Origin of the sequence: Mycobacterium sp. D16Q16 (assembly GCF_002013745.1) — a bacterium.
Classification (GTDB): domain Bacteria; phylum Actinomycetota; class Actinomycetes; order Mycobacteriales; family Mycobacteriaceae; genus Mycobacterium.
The window spans coordinates 569,859-587,071 of sequence record NZ_MAEY01000001.1 but is presented as its reverse complement, the minus strand read 5'-3'; the positions used below and the strand labels follow the sequence as shown (position 1 = coordinate 587,071).

General features: G+C 64.5%; 20 protein-coding genes. 8 read left to right on the top strand and 12 right to left on the bottom strand.

What is annotated here, in order from left to right:
* Window positions 1-2: 2 nt before the first annotated feature.
* Window positions 3-674 carry a GOLPH3/VPS74 family protein gene (locus B4394_RS02825; protein ID WP_078310004.1) on the bottom strand — a complete coding sequence of 224 codons (672 nt, stop codon included), beginning with the start codon at window positions 672-674 and terminating at the stop codon, window positions 3-5.
* Complete coding sequence (locus B4394_RS25595) at window positions 635-850, bottom strand: hypothetical protein (RefSeq protein ID WP_286141877.1); 216 nt, start codon at window positions 848-850, stop codon at window positions 635-637. Before B4394_RS25595 ends, B4394_RS02825 begins: the two co-directional genes overlap by 40 nt.
* Here B4394_RS25595 and ilvA point away from each other — a divergent pair.
* Window positions 812-1,960, top strand: a complete 1,149-nt coding sequence (ilvA, locus tag B4394_RS02820) for a threonine ammonia-lyase (RefSeq protein WP_286141876.1) — start codon at window positions 812-814, stop codon at window positions 1,958-1,960. The two genes, B4394_RS25595 and ilvA, sit on opposite strands and share 39 nt — an antisense overlap.
* Before the next feature lie 114 nt (window positions 1,961-2,074).
* The gene (locus tag B4394_RS02815; protein WP_139359926.1) at window positions 2,075-2,983 is read left to right on the top strand and encodes an endonuclease domain-containing protein; all 909 of its coding nucleotides are present in this window, start codon (window positions 2,075-2,077) and stop codon (window positions 2,981-2,983) included.
* A 30-nt stretch (window positions 2,984-3,013) separates the two neighbouring features.
* On the opposite strand, the gene greA is transcribed toward B4394_RS02815, so the two are convergent.
* Together greA and B4394_RS02805 are read right to left on the bottom strand one after the other, a co-directional pair.
* Window positions 3,014-3,508, bottom strand: coding sequence for a transcription elongation factor GreA (gene greA, locus B4394_RS02810; RefSeq protein ID WP_057967215.1), 495 nt, complete (start codon window positions 3,506-3,508; stop codon window positions 3,014-3,016).
* A gap of 264 nt (window positions 3,509-3,772) precedes the next feature.
* The gene (locus tag B4394_RS02805; RefSeq protein WP_078314079.1) at window positions 3,773-4,192 is read right to left on the bottom strand and encodes a DUF4307 domain-containing protein; all 420 of its coding nucleotides are present in this window, start codon (window positions 4,190-4,192) and stop codon (window positions 3,773-3,775) included.
* An 86-nt stretch (window positions 4,193-4,278) separates the two neighbouring features.
* On the opposite strand from B4394_RS02805, the gene mca reads away from it, so the two are divergent.
* Genes mca through B4394_RS02785 form a run of 4 tightly spaced genes read left to right on the top strand, consistent with a single transcriptional unit; the run spans window position 4,279 to window position 7,796 of the window.
* Window positions 4,279-5,148, top strand: a complete 870-nt coding sequence (gene mca, locus B4394_RS02800) for a mycothiol conjugate amidase Mca (RefSeq protein WP_078309861.1) — start codon at window positions 4,279-4,281, stop codon at window positions 5,146-5,148.
* On the top strand, window positions 5,145-5,435 hold the full coding sequence (locus B4394_RS02795) for a hypothetical protein (protein WP_078292912.1): 291 nt from the start codon (window positions 5,145-5,147) through the stop codon (window positions 5,433-5,435). The genes mca and B4394_RS02795 overlap by 4 nt, the downstream gene beginning before the upstream one ends.
* On the top strand, window positions 5,425-7,410 hold the full coding sequence (locus tag B4394_RS02790; protein WP_078314077.1) for a thioredoxin domain-containing protein: 1,986 nt from the start codon (window positions 5,425-5,427) through the stop codon (window positions 7,408-7,410). The genes B4394_RS02795 and B4394_RS02790 overlap by 11 nt, the downstream gene beginning before the upstream one ends.
* Before the next feature lie 11 nt (window positions 7,411-7,421).
* A complete protein-coding gene (locus tag B4394_RS02785) occupies window positions 7,422-7,796 on the top strand; it encodes a nuclear transport factor 2 family protein (RefSeq protein WP_078309853.1) in 375 nt (124 codons plus the stop codon).
* Window positions 7,797-7,820: 24 nt separating this feature from the next.
* Here B4394_RS02785 and trhA read toward each other — a convergent pair whose 3' ends face one another.
* Complete coding sequence (gene trhA, locus B4394_RS02780; RefSeq protein ID WP_078314074.1) at window positions 7,821-8,573, bottom strand: PAQR family membrane homeostasis protein TrhA; 753 nt, start codon at window positions 8,571-8,573, stop codon at window positions 7,821-7,823.
* Between the two features lie 100 nt (window positions 8,574-8,673).
* On the opposite strand from trhA, the gene B4394_RS02775 reads away from it, so the two are divergent.
* Window positions 8,674-9,456, top strand: coding sequence for an isoprenyl transferase (locus B4394_RS02775; RefSeq protein WP_078309844.1), 783 nt, complete (start codon window positions 8,674-8,676; stop codon window positions 9,454-9,456).
* 86 nt (window positions 9,457-9,542) lie between these two features.
* On the opposite strand, the gene B4394_RS02770 is transcribed toward B4394_RS02775, so the two are convergent.
* The 7 genes from B4394_RS02770 to B4394_RS02740 are packed head-to-tail and all read right to left on the bottom strand — an operon-like array spanning window position 9,543 to window position 15,566.
* Window positions 9,543-10,790 (bottom strand): cytochrome P450, encoded by a 1,248-nt coding sequence (locus B4394_RS02770; protein ID WP_078309984.1) that lies wholly within the window; start codon window positions 10,788-10,790, stop codon window positions 9,543-9,545.
* A gap of 5 nt (window positions 10,791-10,795) precedes the next feature.
* The gene (locus B4394_RS02765) at window positions 10,796-11,392 is read right to left on the bottom strand and encodes a Cif family virulence factor (RefSeq protein ID WP_502688511.1); all 597 of its coding nucleotides are present in this window, start codon (window positions 11,390-11,392) and stop codon (window positions 10,796-10,798) included.
* Entirely contained in the window at window positions 11,353-11,556 is a 204-nt protein-coding gene (fdx, locus tag B4394_RS02760) for a ferredoxin Fdx (protein WP_078314071.1), read from the bottom strand. Before fdx ends, B4394_RS02765 begins: the two co-directional genes overlap by 40 nt.
* The gene (gene cyp51, locus B4394_RS02755; protein ID WP_078314069.1) at window positions 11,556-12,947 is read right to left on the bottom strand and encodes a lanosterol 14-alpha demethylase; all 1,392 of its coding nucleotides are present in this window, start codon (window positions 12,945-12,947) and stop codon (window positions 11,556-11,558) included. Before cyp51 ends, fdx begins: the two co-directional genes overlap by 1 nt.
* Entirely contained in the window at window positions 12,944-13,771 is an 828-nt protein-coding gene (locus B4394_RS02750) for an SDR family oxidoreductase (RefSeq protein ID WP_078314067.1), read from the bottom strand. The genes cyp51 and B4394_RS02750 overlap by 4 nt, the downstream gene beginning before the upstream one ends.
* Window positions 13,771-14,982 (bottom strand): cytochrome P450, encoded by a 1,212-nt coding sequence (locus B4394_RS02745; RefSeq protein ID WP_078314065.1) that lies wholly within the window; start codon window positions 14,980-14,982, stop codon window positions 13,771-13,773. Before B4394_RS02745 ends, B4394_RS02750 begins: the two co-directional genes overlap by 1 nt.
* The gene (locus B4394_RS02740) at window positions 14,979-15,566 is read right to left on the bottom strand and encodes a TetR/AcrR family transcriptional regulator (protein WP_078309834.1); all 588 of its coding nucleotides are present in this window, start codon (window positions 15,564-15,566) and stop codon (window positions 14,979-14,981) included. The genes B4394_RS02745 and B4394_RS02740 overlap by 4 nt, the downstream gene beginning before the upstream one ends.
* 171 nt (window positions 15,567-15,737) lie before the next feature.
* On the opposite strand from B4394_RS02740, the gene B4394_RS02735 reads away from it, so the two are divergent.
* A complete protein-coding gene (locus B4394_RS02735; RefSeq protein WP_078314063.1) occupies window positions 15,738-17,207 on the top strand; it encodes an aldehyde dehydrogenase in 1,470 nt (489 codons plus the stop codon).
* Window positions 17,208-17,213: the final 6 nt, after the last annotated feature.

Here is a 17,213-nt window from a genome sequence, read left to right as displayed (position 1 = left end):
CGCTAGTTCATCGAATGCAGGGCCGCCGAGATCACCGCGGCAGTCACCGCGAGATTGACCGCAGATCCGCGATTGTCGCGGATCTGAGCCGACCATCCGCCGTCGGCGATGGTCTGCGACCATCGGGACACCTGCTGCTTGCCGACGGGGTCGAGACTCAAGATCGCGTCGAATCCGTTGACCCCGTGCAGCACTGCGATGATGGCGGCAGTGCTCGGAGCGGGCGGGGCGTAGTGGAACAACACATCGGTGACGCCCTGACGCACCGCGTTCGCACGCTCGTTGTTGGTCACCGGCCAGTACTTCTCCGGGAAGAGCCGGCTGCCCATGCGGACCGTGTGGATATCCCCGGTGATCTCCAGCCTATGCAGCAGCTGGGAGTTCACGCCGCGGCCAACCTTGGTGATCGCCTCAACCGGGCTCATCGGTCGTCGTCGCAGCCGGTGCACCGCCCGGTCCAGCACCGGATCCCCGATATCCGGCGCCTGCAGCACCAGCAGATTCCCGGCCTTCGCCGGTTCGCCCTGGGTGGCCGGTCGGACGCGTTGCGCCAGAGCAAGATCCAGGATGATCGCGGCGGCAAGGGCTTGTGTGCGCCGATCCTTGTCCAGGAGGGGCCGTCCGGAGGCATTGTTCAGCAACAGAAGCAGGAGGTCCTCCGCAATCTGTGGCATGAGGGGACAATAGCGGCAGAACTGGTGACATGATGCCTGGCATGGGCATCCAGGCAGCGGGAGCAACAGGGTTGGTGACGGTCCAGGAGATCCAGGAGGTGGCCGAGCGGCTTGCTCCTGTGATGCGGCGCACACCGGTGGTGGCCTTCCGTGCACTCAGTGAGCGCTGCGGGCACGAGGTGCGCCTCAAATGTGAAAACTTGCAACGCACAGGATCTTTCAAACCGCGCGGCGCCTACAACCGGATCAGTCTGCTGCCCGATGACCAACGAGTGAACGGGGTGGTGGCCGCCAGCGCGGGTAATCACGCCCAGGGCGTGGCCTGGGCAGCGACCACGCTGGGCATCCCCTCGACGGTGTTCATGCCGGTGGGGGCCGCGCTGCCCAAGATCGTCGCGACCCGCGCCTACGGCGCGACCGTGCACCTCACCGGCACCACCATCGATGACGCGCTGCTCGCCGCGACGGAGTTCGCGGCAGAGACCGGCGCGGTGCTCATCCATCCCTTCGACCACCGGGATGTCGTGGCCGGGCAGGCCACCGTCGGGCTGGAGATTCTGGAGCAGCTTCCCGACGTCGGCACCATCGTGGTGCCCGCGGGCGGCGGCGGGCTTGTCGCGGGTGTCGCGGCGGTAGTCAAAGCTGCGCGGCCCGAGGTGCGGATCGTCGCGGTGCAGGCCGCGGGTGCTGCCGCCTGGCCGCTATCGCTGCAAGCCGGGCATCCGGTGGCACTGCAATCGATGGACACCATGGCGGACGGCATCGCTGTCGGGAAGCCGGGAGCCGTGCCGTTCGAGCATGTGGCCGCCCTGGTCGACGACGTGGTCACGGTCAGTGAGGAGGCGCTGTCGCGCGGGCTACTGCTGTGCCTGGAGCGGGCCAAGCTGGTGGTGGAACCCGCCGGCGCCGCCGCGGTGGCCGCGCTGCTCACACTGTCCGCCGAGGAACTCCGTCTCAGCGGCCCGGTGTGCGCGGTGCTCTCCGGCGGAAACATCGACCCGCTGTTGCTCACGCATGTCATCACGCATGGTCTGCGGGCCGCCGGACGCTACCTGACGGTGCGGGTGACTATCGCGGACGCGCCGGGTGGCCTGTCGGGTCTCCTCGACGTCTTTCGGGCATCAGGTGCCAGCGTCGTCGACGTCACTCACTGGCGTAACAGCGAGCGTCTGCGGCTCGGTGAGGTGGATGTGCTGGCCACCGTCGAAACACGGGGCCCAGAACACCGTCAGGCCGTCCTCGACGCAATCGTCGCGGCCGGCCTGACGGTTCAGGAAGAGCGGTAAACCCCATACGGTCGAGTGCGAGCTAGGCGCGGTTTTCGGCCTGGTTTTCCACGTGAGGCTCGCACTCGATTGGGCGGAGGTGGCTTGTCGGTCGTCGGTGTGATGCTGCGGGCCATGGGGGAGATTCCGTGGCCGTTCCGCTCCAGCGAGACGCTTTCCACCGGGGCAATGACCGAGCACTACCTGCGCACCCGATACCGGCAGCTGTATCCGGGCATCTACGTTCCGCGTGATGTGGAGGTGAGCGCGACACAGCGCGCACACGCGGCGTGGTTATGGACAGAGCGCGGTGGGGTGATCGCCGGGGCGGCGGCCTCGGCCGTGCATGGTGCCAAATGGGTCGACGCGGGTGTGACCGTCGACCTGATCCATCGTCACCACAAGATCGCGAGCGGCCTACGGATCCATCGAGATACGTTGACGGACAACGAGGTTGGTCGCGTTGAGGGGCTTGCCGTCACGAGTCCGGCGCGCACCGCCTTCGATGTGGGCAGGTGGTTGCCGCAGGCCGCAGCCGTTGAGCGCATAGATGCCCTGATGGCAGCGACCGGCTTGATAACTGCGCAGGTCGAGGACGTCATGAAGATGCATAAAGGGGCCCGCGGCCTGGCTCCGCTGAAGAGCACGTTGGCACTGGTCGACGGCGGTTCCGAATCGCCGCAGGAGACTCGAACCCGGCTGCTGTTGGTGAAATCGGGGTTTCCGCCGCCGCAGACGCAGATACGGGTGTTCAACCGCTACGGCGATTTCATCGCCCGCATCGACATGGGGTGGGAGGACCTGAAGGTTGGTGTCGAATTCGATGGAGCTCAACACTGGTTGGACTCTCGCCAACGATCCCGTGACATCGATCGGGCCTCAGAGTTGGCGGCCGAGGGTTGGGCAATCGTGCGGGTGAGTGCCGACATGCTTCGTCACCGGGCGGGCACCGTGGTCGCTCGCGTTGACGAGGCGCTCAGAAATGCCGCCAAGCCCACAACGAGCGCGAGCCTCACGCGGATTTCGGGTCAGATTTCCGCATGAGGCTCGCGCTCGTTCGACAAATTGGAACTTTTAGTCGTGGTACGGCTCGGCGCTGACGAGTGTCACCTTGACCTCGGCGCCGTTGGGCACGGTGTAGCTGCGAGTCTCGCCGACCTTGGCATCGATGAGCGCGCCACCCAGCGGTGAGCTGGGGGAGTACACCTCGAGCTTGCCGTCCTTGACGCCCTCCTGGCGGGTCGCGATGAGGAACGTCTCGGTGTCGTCTTTGTCGCCGTCGTAGTACACCTTGACGACCGAACCGGGCAGTGCGACACCGGACTGCGTCGGGACCTCACCGACCTTGGCGTTGTTGAGGAGCTCTTGTAGCTGACGAATGCGCGCCTCCTGCTGACCCTGCTCTTCACGAGCGGCGTGGTAGCCGCCGTTCTCGCGCAGGTCTCCCTCTTCGCGGCGCTCGTTGATCTCTGCGGCGATGACGGGGCGGTTGGCGATCAGTTGGTCGAGTTCCGCCTTGAGCCGATCATGTGATTCCTGGGTCAGCCAGGTCACCTGGGTGTCGGTCATGGTGCAGGTACTCCTTGTCTCAGGCCAGCAACGTCCACTGGCGCTCCTCTATCGGGTGCCGGGTCGGGTGCATTGCTGCGGGATTCACTCTCCAGAATGCAGCAATACACGGTCCCAGCAGGGATCCGTGTATCCGCCCAGCATACCACTGTCGCTGTGATGTTCAGCCTATTTTTGGGCGAGGTTTGCCCGATGTGAACGTTGCCGACGTCTCTCTGGCGGCCCTCGGTGCCGTCCCATGGCACCGGCGCTCAGGAAATTGGGTTAGGACGCGATCAGATACGGCGGAACCGCCAGGCTGCAGCCGTAAACGTCCCCGGTCACCGGCGGTCGGGTCGACTTCACCAGCGCTGTGACCGGCACGGATCGCTGTGAGGACGCTGGCACCAGCACCTCGCGCCGTCCGGTCTCGCTGCCGTCGATTGAACGCGCCCGCAGGATGCAGACCGCCGGCTTTGACGGGTCTCTCCGTTCCACCGAGGCGGTGACGGAAACCGTCGAAGAGTCCACGAGTTTGTACGCGGAAAGTTCGCCCTTGACATCTCCGGGGCCCAACCGGGCATATCCGATCGCGGCGATCCCGACCCCGGCGACGATGACCAACGCGGTCAGCCCCATCGCGATCCAGCGGCCGCGGCGGGGCTTGGCGGGCTTGGTCCCGTAACGGTCCTCTGGTCGCTGCACGGGTCAACGGTATGACGTGTATACCCGGGATGAAACGATGGGGGCGCGAGAGCAGTGACGGCTGACAGAAAGAGGCGGGCGCGCGGGTGACCGGATGGCGATTGATGGCGGTGCACGCCCACCCCGATGACGAGGCCAGCAAGGGTGCCGCCACCACGGCGCGGTACGCCGCCGAGGGCAACGACGTCATCGTGGTGACCCTGACGGGCGGGGAGCGTGGTGACATCCTCAACCCGGCAATGGACCGCCCCGAGGTCGCCGCGAACATCGGGACCATCCGTCGCGAAGAGATGGCCAAGGCCGCGGCCGAGCTGGGCGTGCAACACCGCTGGCTCGGCTATGTGGACTCGGGGCTTCCGCAGGGCGACCCGCTGCCGCCGCTGCCGAGCGATTCTTTTGCCTTGGTGCCCATCGAAGAGCCGATCGCCAAGTTGGTCGCCGTGGTCCGGGAATTCCGGCCTCACGTCATGACGACCTACGACGAGAACGGCGGCTATCCGCATCCGGATCACATTCGGTGCCACGAGGTGTCGATGGCTGCCTTCGAGGCCGCGGCAGACCCGGAGCAGTTCCCCGAGGCAGGTGAGCCGTGGACCGTCAGCAAGATCTACTACAACCATGGATTCATGCGCGCGCGTATGCAGTTGCTCAACGATGAGTGCAAGAACCATGGATACAAGGGCCCTTTCGACGAATGGCTTGAGCGCTGGCCCGCCGATGACGACACTTTTGATCGCCGAGTGACCACCCGCGTGCCCTGCGCCGACTTTTTCGATGCCAGGGATGCCGCGCTGCGTGCGCATGCGTCTCAAATCCCCCCGGACAGTAGTTTTTTCGCAGTCCCGCGCGAGTTCGAGCGACGGCTGTGGCCCACCGAGGACTTCGAGCTCGCGAAGTCACGCGTGCCGACGAGTACCCCAGAGGACGACTTGTTCGCAGGAGTTGAAGCCAAATGATGTTGATGGACGCCGTGCTGGTACTCGCCGACGAGAAGAGCCCGACCAATGTCGGACCCGATTTCGGTAAGGCCGGCCCGTTCGGTTTGACGGTGGTGGTGCTGCTGCTGGTGGGCACCTTCTTCCTGGTTCGGTCGATGAATGCGCATCTGCGTAAGTTGCCGGAGACATTCGACCCCGAGCACCCCGAGCCGGATCAGGCCGTCGACGACGGCACGGTCGGAACCTCCGCCGAGGAACCCGAGACGCCTTCGGGTTCCACCGATCAGCGGGGCGATGACCGTTAACCGGCTGGGCGAGGCGACCAGTCCTTATCTGCGCCAGCACGTCGACAACCCGGTGCACTGGCAGCAGTGGACGCCAGAGGCGTTGCAGGAAGCACAGTCTCGCGATGTGCCCATCCTGCTGTCGATCGGGTACGCGGCCTGTCATTGGTGCCACGTGATGGCCCATGAGTCCTTTGAAGACGACGAGGTCGCCGCCGTCATGAACGCCGGGTTCGTCAACATCAAGGTCGACCGCGAGGAGCGTCCGGACCTGGACGCCGTCTATATGAATGCCACCGTCGCGATGAATGGGCAGGGCGGGTGGCCCATGACGTGCTTTCTCACCCCGGACGGCCGTCCCTTCTACACCGGGACCTATTACCCGAAACAGGGTTTTCTGCAGTTACTTTCGGCGGTCCGTGAAACCTGGGATCAGCGCCGAGACGAGGTGGAAGAGGCGGCTTCGAGCATCACTGGCCAGCTGCAGGCGATGTCCGGACGCCTGCCCGCCGGGCCCGGGGTAGATATCGCGCTGTGCGATACCGCGATCGCCGCGATTCTGCCCGCGGAGGATATGCGCTTCGGGGGATTCGGTGGGGCGCCCAAGTTTCCGCCCTCGTCTCTGCTGGAGGCACTGCTGCGCGGATACGAACGAACCGGAGACGCCGCGGTGCTCGGGGCGGTATCCCGGACTGCGACGGCGATGGCACGCGGCGGTATCTACGACCAGTTGGCCGGAGGCTTCGCGCGGTACAGCGTGGACGCGGCCTGGGTGGTGCCGCACTTCGAGAAGATGCTCTACGACAACGCACTCCTGCTGCGTGTCTACGCGCATTGGGCTCGCCGCACCGGCGATGCGCTGGCGCGGCGAATCGCTTCCGAGACGGCCGATTTCCTGCTGCGCGAGCTGCGGGTGGGTAACTTGTTCGTCTCGTCGCTGGACGCCGACGCCGATGGCTCCGAAGGCTCCACATATGTGTGGACGCCCGAGCAGCTCGCCGAGGTCCTGGGGCCGCAAGACGGCGACTGGGCCGCAACGCTTTTCGAGGTGACATCGGCGGGAACCTTCGAGCACGGGAGCTCGGTGCTGCAACTGTTGCGCGACCCCGAAGGCAACGCAGACGTGGACCGGTGGCGTCGGGTGCGCGAAGCGCTGCTGGCGGCGCGGCAGCACCGGGTGCAGCCCGGCCGCGACGACAAGGCAGTCACCGCCTGGAACGGGTTGACCGTCACCGCGCTCGTCGAAACCTCGATCGCACTGGGCCGTAACGATCTGTTGGATGCGGCCGCGGGGTGCGCCGCCGAGCTGCTGGATCTACATCTGCGCGACGGGCGCTTGCGGCGCGCAAGTCTGTGCGGGCAGGTGTCCGAGGGGGACGGTGTCCTCGAGGACTACGGCACGCTCGCGACCGGTCTGTTGTCCCTCTATCAGGTGACCGGTGAATGGCGCTGGCGTGAGGCCGCCGCGCAGCTGCTCGATACCGCGCTCGATCATTTCGCCGATCCGGATTCGCCCGGCGCCTGGTTCGATGTCGCCGACGATGCCGAGCAGCTGGTGCTCAGGCCGAGCGATCCGCTGGACGGCGCGACCCCGTCCGGGGCGTCCTCGGTGACCGAGGCGCTGCTTATCGGCGGTTATCTGCTGGAAGACGCTCGCTACCGGGACGCCGCGCACGCCTCGCTGTCGGCGGCATCGATGGCGCTGGCACGCGCACCACGCTCGGCCGGCCATTGGCTGGCGGTGGCCGAGGCCGCGGTGCGGGGTCCGATCCAGGTCGCGGTGGCGTGCGGCGCCGAGACCTCGCCACTGTTGCGAAGAGCCCGACTGTCCGCACCCGGCGGTGCGATTGTGGTTGGCGGGGTTAAGGATTCGAGCGAGCTATTGCGGGACAGGGGGCAGGTGGGCGATGTCGACGCGGCCTACGTGTGCCGGGGAACCGTCTGCGATCTCCCGGTGACCGGGACCGAACAATTAGACGCCGCGTTGGGTAGGTAGCGTCCGGGAGCATGACCGTAACCCGCGAAGATGTTCTCGCTGTCGTCCAGAGCTATTGCGACCTGCTCACCACGGGCACCGCAGCACAGATCGCCGACCTGTACGCCGAGGACGCGACCGTCGAAGATCCGCTGGGCGCCGACGTGCTGAAGGGCCGTGAGGCGATCCAGGGCTTCTACGCCACCATCGAGCCGCTGGACCGTCATGGCGAGCTGAAGTTGGTGCGGGCCACGAACAACGAGGCCGCCTTCCACTTCGAGCTGACCATCAAGCATGAGAACGGTGGCATGGTCATCGCGCCGATCGACGTGATGACCTTCGACGACAACGGCAAGATCAGCTCGATGCGGGCCTTCTGGACCCAGGACGACATCAAGCAGCTCTAGTTCCTGTTGCCTGCTGGTTCGCCGTCAGAAGACGGCGAACCAGACAGCGATGTAGTGGCAGGTCGCGGCGATAACGGTCGCGGCATGGAAGAACTCGTGGTGACCGAAGTGCAGCGGCCAGGGGTTGGGCCATTTCACGGCGTACAGAATCGCGCCGACGCTGTAGAAGGCCCCGCCGACGATCAGCAGCACCAGTGCCGGCACCCCAGCGCCGTGCAAGAGCGTCGACGAGAAGCCGATCGCCACCCACCCCAGCAGCAGGTACAGCGGCACCCCCACCCAGCGTGGTGCCGTCGGCCAGCACATCTTGAGAATCACCCCGGCGAGCGCGCCGCCCCACACGATGGCGAGCACCAGATTGCCTTCCGAGGGCGGCATCGCCAGCATCGCGAACGGGGTATAGCTGCCCGCGATGAAGATGAAGATCATCGAATGATCCATCCGCTTCATCCAGGTGCGGGTGGTTTCGGATTTCCAGTTCACCCGGTGATAGGCGGCGCTGACCCCGAAGACGCCCAGCACCGTCAGGCTGTAGATGGCGGTGGCCAGGCCTGCTTGCGGTGAGCGCACCGACCAGGCGACCGACACCAGCACAATGCCCGCGACCACGGCGGTGACACACGCGTAGAAATGGATCCAGCCACGCGCCTTGGGCTTGATCGGGAGAGTCTCGATACCGCCGACGAATGCGGCCATGGGTAGGGAATGCTCAGAACCTTGCGCTTCGGGTGCAAGCTGGGGGTCCGTCCCGCTTGCGGGGACCTCATCGGTCTGCATGCGTCACAGTATCCCTTCCCGTCAGGACCCTGATTGTGAACGTTCTGTGCAGATCCATATCTGCTGCTCCGGCGCGCGGTCGGCTCGCTAGGCTGGGTCCGTGGAGATTATCCCGCCGAGGCTGAAGGAACCGCTGTACAAGCTCTACGAAATGCGGCTCCGGCAGGAGTTGGCCAAGGCGTCGAAACCACGGCACATCGCCGTCCTGTGCGACGGGAATCGCCGCTGGGCCCGGTCGGCCGGGTACACCGATGTCAGCCACGGATACCGGATGGGCGCGCGCAAGATCGGCGAGATGCTCGGGTGGTGTCAGGACGCCGGTGTCGAGATGGCCACCGTGTATCTGCTGTCGGCCGAGAATCTGACCCGCGACCCCGATCAGCTCGGCGAGCTGCTGGAAATCATCACCGACGTCGTCGAGGAGCTGTGCGCCCCGCAGAACAAGTGGAGCGTGCGCAGCGTCGGCGACCTCGACCTGCTGCCCGACGAGGTGGCGGAGCGCATGCGTCAAGCGGTGAAGTCCGCACCTGCGGATGCGGCTTTCCATGTGAACGTGGCGGTCGGCTACGGGGGCCGTCAGGAGATCACCGATGCGGTGCGCACGCTGTTGAACAAAGAGCTGGCCAACGGGGCCAGCGCCGAGCAGCTGGTGCAAGCGGTGACCGTCGACGCTATCTCCGAGAACCTGTACACGTCCGGGCAGCCGGACCCGGATCTGGTCATCCGGACATCGGGGGAGCAGCGGTTGTCAGGATTCCTGCTCTGGCAGAGCGCCTATTCCGAGATGTGGTTCACCGACGCGTACTGGCCCGAGTTCCGCCGCGTGGATTTCCTGCGCGCGCTGCGCGACTACGCCGCGAGAAACCGGCGGTTCGGACAGTAACTGCCAGGGTGATGGCGCGTGCTCGGGAGGCTGTGTGCCCTGTTCACTCTGATGTTTGTGCAGTTCGGCCGGCTCTTGCCGGGCGATCAGCGCGAGACCGGGCAGTAGTCCGTGTCGAACTTCTTGATGCCGTTGATCCAGCCCGAATGGAACCGGGGCGCATCCCCGATCCGCGAGATGTCCGGCATGCGATCGGCGATCTTATTGAAGATGATCTCCAGCTCGACCTTCGCGAGGTTGGCGCCCAGGCAGTAGTGGGCTCCCGTGCCGCCGAAGCCCAGATGCGGGTTCGGATCGCGGCTGATGTCGAAGGTATGCGGGTTCTCGAACACTTCCTCGTCGAAGTTGGCCGATGGGTAGAGCATGACCAGTCGTTCACCGGCCTTGATGGACACGCCACCGATCATGGTGTCCTGTAACGCGGTTCGCTGTTGAGAGATCAGCGGTGAGGTGTACCGGACTATCTCGTCGACGGCGGAGGCCGGCCTGCCCTTTTTGAACAGTTCCCATTGGTCGGGGTGTTCCAGGAAGGCCATCATGCCCATGGTGGTGGCGTTGCGGGTGGTTTCGTTCCCGGCCACCGACAGCATCACGACAAAGAATCCAAACTGTTCCGGGGTGAGTTGTTCACCGTCCACCGTCCCGGTCAGCAGGCGGGAAACCACGTCATTGCCCGGACAGTCGCGGCGCCGCTCGGCGAGCTGATATGAGTACCCGAGGATCTGCGCGGCGCCGACACGTGGGTCGATCTCAACATCTGCCTCGTCGTACCCCGTCATCTGGTTGCTCCACTCGAAGAGCTTGACGCGGTCTTCCTCGGGAACGCCGATCAATTCGGCGATGGCCTGCATAGGCAGCTCGCTGGCCACCTCGCGCACGAACTCACCGTGCCCACCTTCGAGGGCTGCCCGGACGATCCGCTCCGCCCGGTCCTCCAGCGTGATGCGCAACGCCGCGATGGAGCGTGGGGTGAACATGCGGGACACCAGTCCACGCAGTTGGGTGTGTTCGGGGGCATCCTTGTTGATGAGGACGGACAGCGTGGCTTGGAACTCCTCCGGGCTGATGTGGTCTTCGAGGCGCGGGATGGCACCCTTGCGGCCCGATGAAAAGATGTCGGTGTGCAGCGAAACCTCGCGTACGTCGCGGTGTTTGGAAATCACCCAGTAGCCGTCGTCGGCGAATCCACCCACCGTGCGCGGCTGCGGGTTCCACCACACTGGTGCCTCGCGGCGCAGGGTCGCGAACTCTTCGTGTGGCATTCGTTCCCCGTACAACCCGGGATCGGTGAAATCGAATCCTTCCGGAAGGCCAAGCTCCGCAGCGCTTTTCATGGTGGTCACCAGAGGGGTACCGGGGTCTTGCCCAGGGGGTAGTAGCCGGGCACCTTCTCGCCCGAGAGGCCCCGCTGGATGCGTCTCTGCATTCCCTCGCTGAGCCTGCCCGCCTTGATCAGGTCCATGTAGAGGGCGGACACATGACCGAAGTCGAAGAAGTCGCGTTGCCAGTTCCACTGTCCGTTACCGGCATACCGGAACCAGCTGCCGCCGATACCGTAGATCTCGGACTCACCGCCGTTGGAGTCCGTGGCGATTTGCTTCCAGAATCCGATGACCTCGCCCTGTTTGTCGTCGACGATCACCTTCTGATAGGGGTATGTCCAGCCCTCCAGGCCCTCCATCTCCTGGCCGAGGGCGATATCCCGTATCTCGTCGATACCGACGCACATCACGTCTTCCTTGGGGCCGATGTTCCAGCCGTAGGTGGCATCGTCGGTGTAGAAGCGCGCCAATGGTTTCCAGTCACCAGCCATTTCGGCATCCAGATTGGCCTGCAGCCAGTCCGCGACAACGTCATCGAGTTCTTGGCGGGGGAATTCGGGCACAGTCGGCACTCCTAATACTTTTCTGTGATGAATAGGGCTCTGGCGGGACATTCCTCGACGGCCCGCTCGATCTCGTCGCGAGCGTCCTCGGGCGGTTCCGGGTTCAGGATGTCGACGGTGCTGCGTTTGGGAACGCGGAAATAGTCCGGGGCCTCCAGCTCGCACATGGCGTGCCCCTGGCATAGATCCCGGTCGACTTCGATCCTGTAAGGCATCAGGTGCTCCGGCGGCGGTAACGAACTTTGGCCGGCTGGGCCAGCTGTACCACCATCTTGGAATGGTCGTTGTGGTACGAGTCGGCAGGCTGCGCCATCTCGAACTCGTACTCGCGCAACAATACCGAGAAGATTGCCTTGATCTGCATGGTGGCGAACGCGGCGCCGACGCAGCGGTGCCGGCCTGCGCCGAACGGTATCCAGGTCCAGCGATTGACGATGTCTTCTTGCCGCGGCTTGTCGTAGCGGTCCGGTACGAATCCGTCGGGGTTGGGGAAGTCCTCGGCGATTCGGTTCGACACGGCGGGGGAGGCCGCCACCATGTCTCCGTCGTGGATCGGGAACCCGCCCACCTCGAATTCGCCCTTGGCGACCCGCATCAGGATGATCAACGGCGGGTGCAGTCGCAGCGTCTCCTTGAGCACATTTTCCAGCTTCGGGATCTGGCGCAGTGCATGGAAACTCACCTCGCTGCCGTCCGCATACAGCTCGTTCAGCTCGTCGACGACCTGCGTGTGGATATCGGGGTGGCGCAGCAGTTCGATGAGCACCCACGAGGCAGTGCCCGAGCTCGTGTGGTGCCCGGCGAACATCATGGAGATGAACATCCCGGTGATCTCGTCGGCGGTGAAGCGGGGATTGCCCTCCTCGTCCTTGATCGTGATCAGCACATCGAGCATGTCGCGCTGACTCTTATCCGTCGGCGGGTTCGCGATCCGGTTGTTCATGATCTCTTGAACCAGTGCCACCAAGCCTTTTCGCGCTTCATCGCGTAGACGGAAGCTCTCGATCTCCAGGTACGGGTCCACGTAGCACAACGGATCGGTGCCCTGCTCAAGCTGGTGGTACAGGTGGGCGAACCTGCCGTCTAGCTCGTCACGGAATTTCTTGCCAATCAGGCAGGCCGAGGACGTGTAGATGGTCAGCTCCGCGAAGAAGTCGAGAAGGTCGATCTCACCGCTTTCTCCCCAGCGCGAGATCATCTGCCGGACTTCGTTTTCAATGGTGGCCGCGTGCCCCTTCATCTGTTCGCCGCGCAGCGCCGCGTTGTGCAGCATCTCCTTGCGGCGTTCCGGGTCCGCGTCGAATACCACCCCCTTGCCGAAGATCGGTGTCATGAACGGGTACGCCTCGGCCTGGTCCAGATCTTCGTCGCTGGACCGGAAGAAGAACTCGTTGGCTTCAGCGCCGGAGAGGAATACCACCTGTTTGTCGGCGAGCTGGAACGTGCCGACGTTTCCGCACTCGTCCCGGATGCGTTTCATCAGCGCGATGGGATCGGTGCGGAATTCTTCCAGATGGCCGTACTGGTCCTCGCCGCCGGAGACCCGCGGAACGGTGCTTGATCCCGGGTCGCTGCGCTCCTGCCCTCCGATCAGGGGTTGTTTCATGACGGCATGCCCTCCTCGCCGAGTTCAAGCTTCTGTTTGTCGGCCGGGGCGTCCCTCAACGGAGCCTCCGGCTGCACTTCCATCTCCGCGATATGTGCGCCCCTAGGAGTTTCGGCGACAAAGGTAACTGCACGCGCGATATCGGAGGGACGCAGAAAATAGGAGTGACGCGCCTGTCCCCAGGCTTTCCAGTCCTCCAGCATGGGGCCGACCTGTTCGGCGGAAAGCTGCCAGCCCATCGCGGTCAATGTCGGGCCCGGGTGCACAATCGAGGCCCGAACGCCGGTGCCCTCTAGCTCCATGCGCATGGTGTTCACCATGGCGAGCAAGGCCGCCTTCGCCGCCCCATAGGCGCCCATGTGCGGACGCTGGTGCAACGCGACGTCAGACCCGATGAACACCACATCGCCGCGCTGCCGAGTGACCATGTCGGGGACGATCGCCGTGGCAAGCCGATTGGCACCCAACAGGTGCACTTGAATCTGCGCGGCGAAGGTGTCTGCGCTCATTTCATGGACCCGGCCGGGGTACATGTCGCCTGCGCCAGACACCAGTAGATCAATCTCACCCAGGGCATCAACACTCTCCGCGACAAAGGATTTCACGGAGTCGGCGTCGGTGACATCGAGAGGAAAGGCCACGGCCTCGCCGCCGTTTTCCCGGATCTTCTCGACGAGCTCGGTCAGCTTGTCGACGCGACGGGCGCCGAGCGCGACCGGAAATCCGCGGCCCGCGAGCTCGATCGCCGTCGCGGCGCCGATGCCCGAGGAGGCTCCACTGATGATTGATGGGCGCCGGCTCGGGTGAGGCTCGAAACGGGGCATCAGCAGACCTCCACGGTGATGGGCAGATAGGCGAATCCACGGACGTTGCTGGAATGCACACGTACGGCGCTACTCTCGTCGATCTCGTATCGCTTGATCCGGGTGAACAGCTCGGTCAGGGCGACCTTGGCTTCCATGCGTGCCAAGTGTGCGCCGAGGCAGAAATGGGCGCCGCTGCCGAAGCTCACGAGCTTGGCGCCGATCTCGCGTCCGATGCGGTACTCATCGGCGTCATCGAATACCCGGTCGTCGCGGTTGGCAGAACCGGGGAGCAGCAGCAGGACGTCACCGGCGGAAATCTTGGTGTCGTAGAACGTCATATCCTCTGCCACGGTGCGGGCGAGGATCTGGCTGGAGGTGTCGTAGCGCAGCGTCTCTTCCACCCACAGCGGTATCCGCTCGTGATCAGCGTGCACGGCGGCGAGCTGGTCGGGGTTGCGGTGGCCCCAGTACACGGCGTTGGCCAGCAGCTTCGTGGTGGTCTCGTTGCCCGCGATCACCATGAGGAAAAGGAACGCGAGCACTTCCTCGTCGGTGAGCCGATCGCCGTCGATCTCCGCGTGGAGGAGAGCGGACGTCAGATCGTTGGTCTGGTAAGGCGCTCGGCGTCTTTCACGAACCATGTCGATGTAATAGGTCATCAGGTCGATGGAGGCCTGGATGGCCTTCTGCGGTACGTCGGCGACGCCATCCTCGCGGTGCATGACACCGTCGGCCAACTCGCGGATGCGGGTGCGGTCGGGTTCGGGCACGCCCATCAGTTCCGAGATGACATCCATGGGCAGCTTGCCGGCGTAATCGGCAATGAAGTCGAAGCTCTCGGACTGCAACGCCTTATCCAGGTGCGTGCGGGCCAGCGTGACGACCTGACCCTCGAGCTCGCGTATTCGCCTAGGGGTAAACCCCTTCGATACCAGCGTGCGCAGTCGAAGATGCTCGGGGTCGTCCATCGCCAGGAACGACATCACCAGTTTGGCGTGCGGCCCAAAGGAGGCCTTGTCCATCGAGACGCCATTCGCGTTGGACAACGCCTCGCTGTTCCTGAAGCCCTGCAACACGTCCTGGTGTCGCGACAGTGCCCAGAAGTTCAGCTCGTCGTTGCGATACAGCGGCGCCTCGTCACGCAATCGCCGGTAGTACGGGTACGGGTCTTCGTGGAAGTCGTAGTCGTACGGGTCGAAAACCAGTGAGGACATCGAGGCGGCTGTCATTCGTTCTTTCCCAGCATGAGATCCACGACGAACGTGAGCTTGTCGGCGATCTCGTGATACGTGAAGGTGCCGCTGCCCGCGTGCATGAGGGCACCGAAGAAGGTCATTTCGAGGGCCGACACCACGCGCGGATCTGCGTCGGGTCCCATCGCCGAACGGATCCTGCGGTGGATTTCCAGCCCGATCTTGTCGCGGACGGCGCGCACGGCCTCGTCGTTGTTGCTCAGTAGTGCGGTCGTGCATCCCGTCGCGATCTCGGGCTCGTCGGCGACCACCAATGCCAGGCTCCGCAGCGTCTTGGTGACTCGCGCGGACTGGCCGTCGTTGACGTCGGTGAAGTAGGGCGCTTCATGGATGAGGTCGAGGTAGATCTCGGCGACGAGATGACTCTTGGAGGAGAAGTACGTGTAGGCGGTCGCGGGGGCGACCTTGGCGCGGGCCGCCACGCCGCGGATCGTCATATCCGCGTAGGTGGTCTCGCCGAGCATCTCCCGGCCCGCGGTGACGATCTTGCGAATCGTCTCTTCCTGGCGCCGGTTTCGGGGCGATTCACTTGTGAGGGTCACCACAGCTTCACTGGACACATGTCCAGATTAGCGTCCGTGTTGAGTCTGGGCAAGATGCCTCGTGAAAAATGCTGTCCACCACTAATTCCTAAGCCTTCCCTGGCTCCGGTCTTGCCATGATGGGATTTTGATGGTTATGGTTCACGGGTATGGAATGGACAAGTGTCCAGATTCTTGGGATGAGGTGACATGGCGCTCCTGGCCGATGGCGACAGTGATCTGTTCATCGACGGAAAGTTGATTCCCGGAGGTGCCGGGCGGTTCCCGACGGTGAATCCGGCCACGGAAGAGGTGCTCGGCACTGCGGCCGATGCCGACATCGACGACATGAGTCATGCCATCGAGGCAGCGCGCCGCGCGTTCGACGAAACCGGCTGGTCACGGGATGTGGCTCTGCGCGTGCAGTGTCTCCGTCAGCTGCGTGATGGCATGAGAGCTCATATCGAGGAATTGCGAGAACTGACCATCGCCGAGGTGGGGGCACCTCGAATGTTGACCGCCGGCGCGCAGCTCGAGGGGCCGGTGGACGATCTGCGATTCGCCGCGGATACCGCGGAATCCTTCGATTGGAACACCGATCTCGGTATCGCCGCGCCCATGGGTATCAAGACTCGACGCACTCTCGCGCGTGAAGCCGTCGGGGTGGTCGGGGCGGTGACACCGTGGAACTTTCCCCATCAGATCAACCTCGCCAAGGTGGGCCCGGCGCTGGCCGCCGGCAACACCCTGATACTCAAGCCGGCGCCGGATACCCCGTGGTGCGCAGCGGTGTTAGGTCGAATAATCGCCGAGCACACCGACTTTCCACCGGGCGTCTTCAACATCGTCACCTCCAGCGACCACCGCATCGGTGCGCAGCTGTCGACGGATCCCCGGGTGGACATGGTCTCGTTCACCGGCTCCACGGCGACCGGGCGCGCGGTCATGACCGACGCCGCCGCCACTGTCAAGAAGGTGTTCCTGGAGCTTGGCGGCAAATCGGCGTTCGTCGTGCTCGATGATGCCGACATCGCTGCGGCATGCTCCGTCGCCGGATTCACCGCGGCCATGCATGCCGGCCAAGGCTGCGCGATCACTACCCGGCTTGTCGTACCGCGCGAACGATACGACGAGGCGGTGCACGCGGCTGCCGCGACGATGGGCTCGCTCAAGCCGGGGGATCCCACCAAACCGGGAACGATCTGTGGTCCGGTGATCTCGGCCCGCCAGCGAGACAGGGTCCAGTCGTACCTAGATCTTGCTGTGGCCGAGGGCGGTTCATTCGCCTGTGGTGGCGGGCGGCCAGAGGGCAGGGACCGCGGATTCTTCATCGAACCCACCGTCGTCACCGGGCTGACCAACGACGCACGGGTGGCGCGCGAAGAGATCTTCGGCCCGGTGCTCGTGGTGATCGCCCATGAGGGCGACGACGACGCCGTGCGGATCGCCAACGATTCACCGTACGGACTGTCCGGGACGGTGTTCAGCGGAGACGACGAGCGCGCGGCGCGAGTGGCATCCCGGCTGCGCGTGGGAACGGTGAATGTCAACGGAGGCGTCTGGTACTCCGCCGACGCGCCCTTCGGCGGGTACAAGCAATCGGGTATCGGCAGGGAGATGGGCGTAGCCGGTTTCGAGGAGTACCTGGAGACCAAAGTCATTGCAACGGCTGTGAAATAGAGGAGA

Excerpts from the sequence above, each read along its gene's own strand:
- B4394_RS02765 (WP_502688511.1), bottom strand. The coding sequence starts at position 11,392 with ATGTCCCGCCAGAGCCCTATTCATCACAGAAAAGTATTAGGAGTGCCG.
- cyp51 (WP_078314069.1), bottom strand. The coding sequence starts at position 12,947 with ATGAAACAACCCCTGATCGGAGGGCAGGAGCGCAGCGACCCGGGATCA.
- fdx (WP_078314071.1), bottom strand. The coding sequence starts at position 11,556 with ATGCCTTACAGGATCGAAGTCGACCGGGATCTATGCCAGGGGCACGCC.
- greA (WP_057967215.1), bottom strand. The coding sequence starts at position 3,508 with ATGACCGACACCCAGGTGACCTGGCTGACCCAGGAATCACATGATCGG.
- B4394_RS02815 (WP_139359926.1), top strand. The coding sequence starts at position 2,075 with ATGGGGGAGATTCCGTGGCCGTTCCGCTCCAGCGAGACGCTTTCCACC.
- trhA (WP_078314074.1), bottom strand. The coding sequence starts at position 8,573 with ATGCAGACCGATGAGGTCCCCGCAAGCGGGACGGACCCCCAGCTTGCA.
- B4394_RS02790 (WP_078314077.1), top strand. The coding sequence starts at position 5,425 with ATGACCGTTAACCGGCTGGGCGAGGCGACCAGTCCTTATCTGCGCCAG.
- B4394_RS02785 (WP_078309853.1), top strand. The coding sequence starts at position 7,422 with ATGACCGTAACCCGCGAAGATGTTCTCGCTGTCGTCCAGAGCTATTGC.
- B4394_RS02735 (WP_078314063.1), top strand. The coding sequence starts at position 15,738 with ATGGCGCTCCTGGCCGATGGCGACAGTGATCTGTTCATCGACGGAAAG.
- B4394_RS02795 (WP_078292912.1), top strand. The coding sequence starts at position 5,145 with ATGATGTTGATGGACGCCGTGCTGGTACTCGCCGACGAGAAGAGCCCG.
- B4394_RS02745 (WP_078314065.1), bottom strand. The coding sequence starts at position 14,982 with ATGACAGCCGCCTCGATGTCCTCACTGGTTTTCGACCCGTACGACTAC.
- B4394_RS02750 (WP_078314067.1), bottom strand. The coding sequence starts at position 13,771 with ATGCCCCGTTTCGAGCCTCACCCGAGCCGGCGCCCATCAATCATCAGT.
- B4394_RS02770 (WP_078309984.1), bottom strand. The coding sequence starts at position 10,790 with ATGAAAAGCGCTGCGGAGCTTGGCCTTCCGGAAGGATTCGATTTCACC.
- B4394_RS02825 (WP_078310004.1), bottom strand. The coding sequence starts at position 674 with ATGCCACAGATTGCGGAGGACCTCCTGCTTCTGTTGCTGAACAATGCC.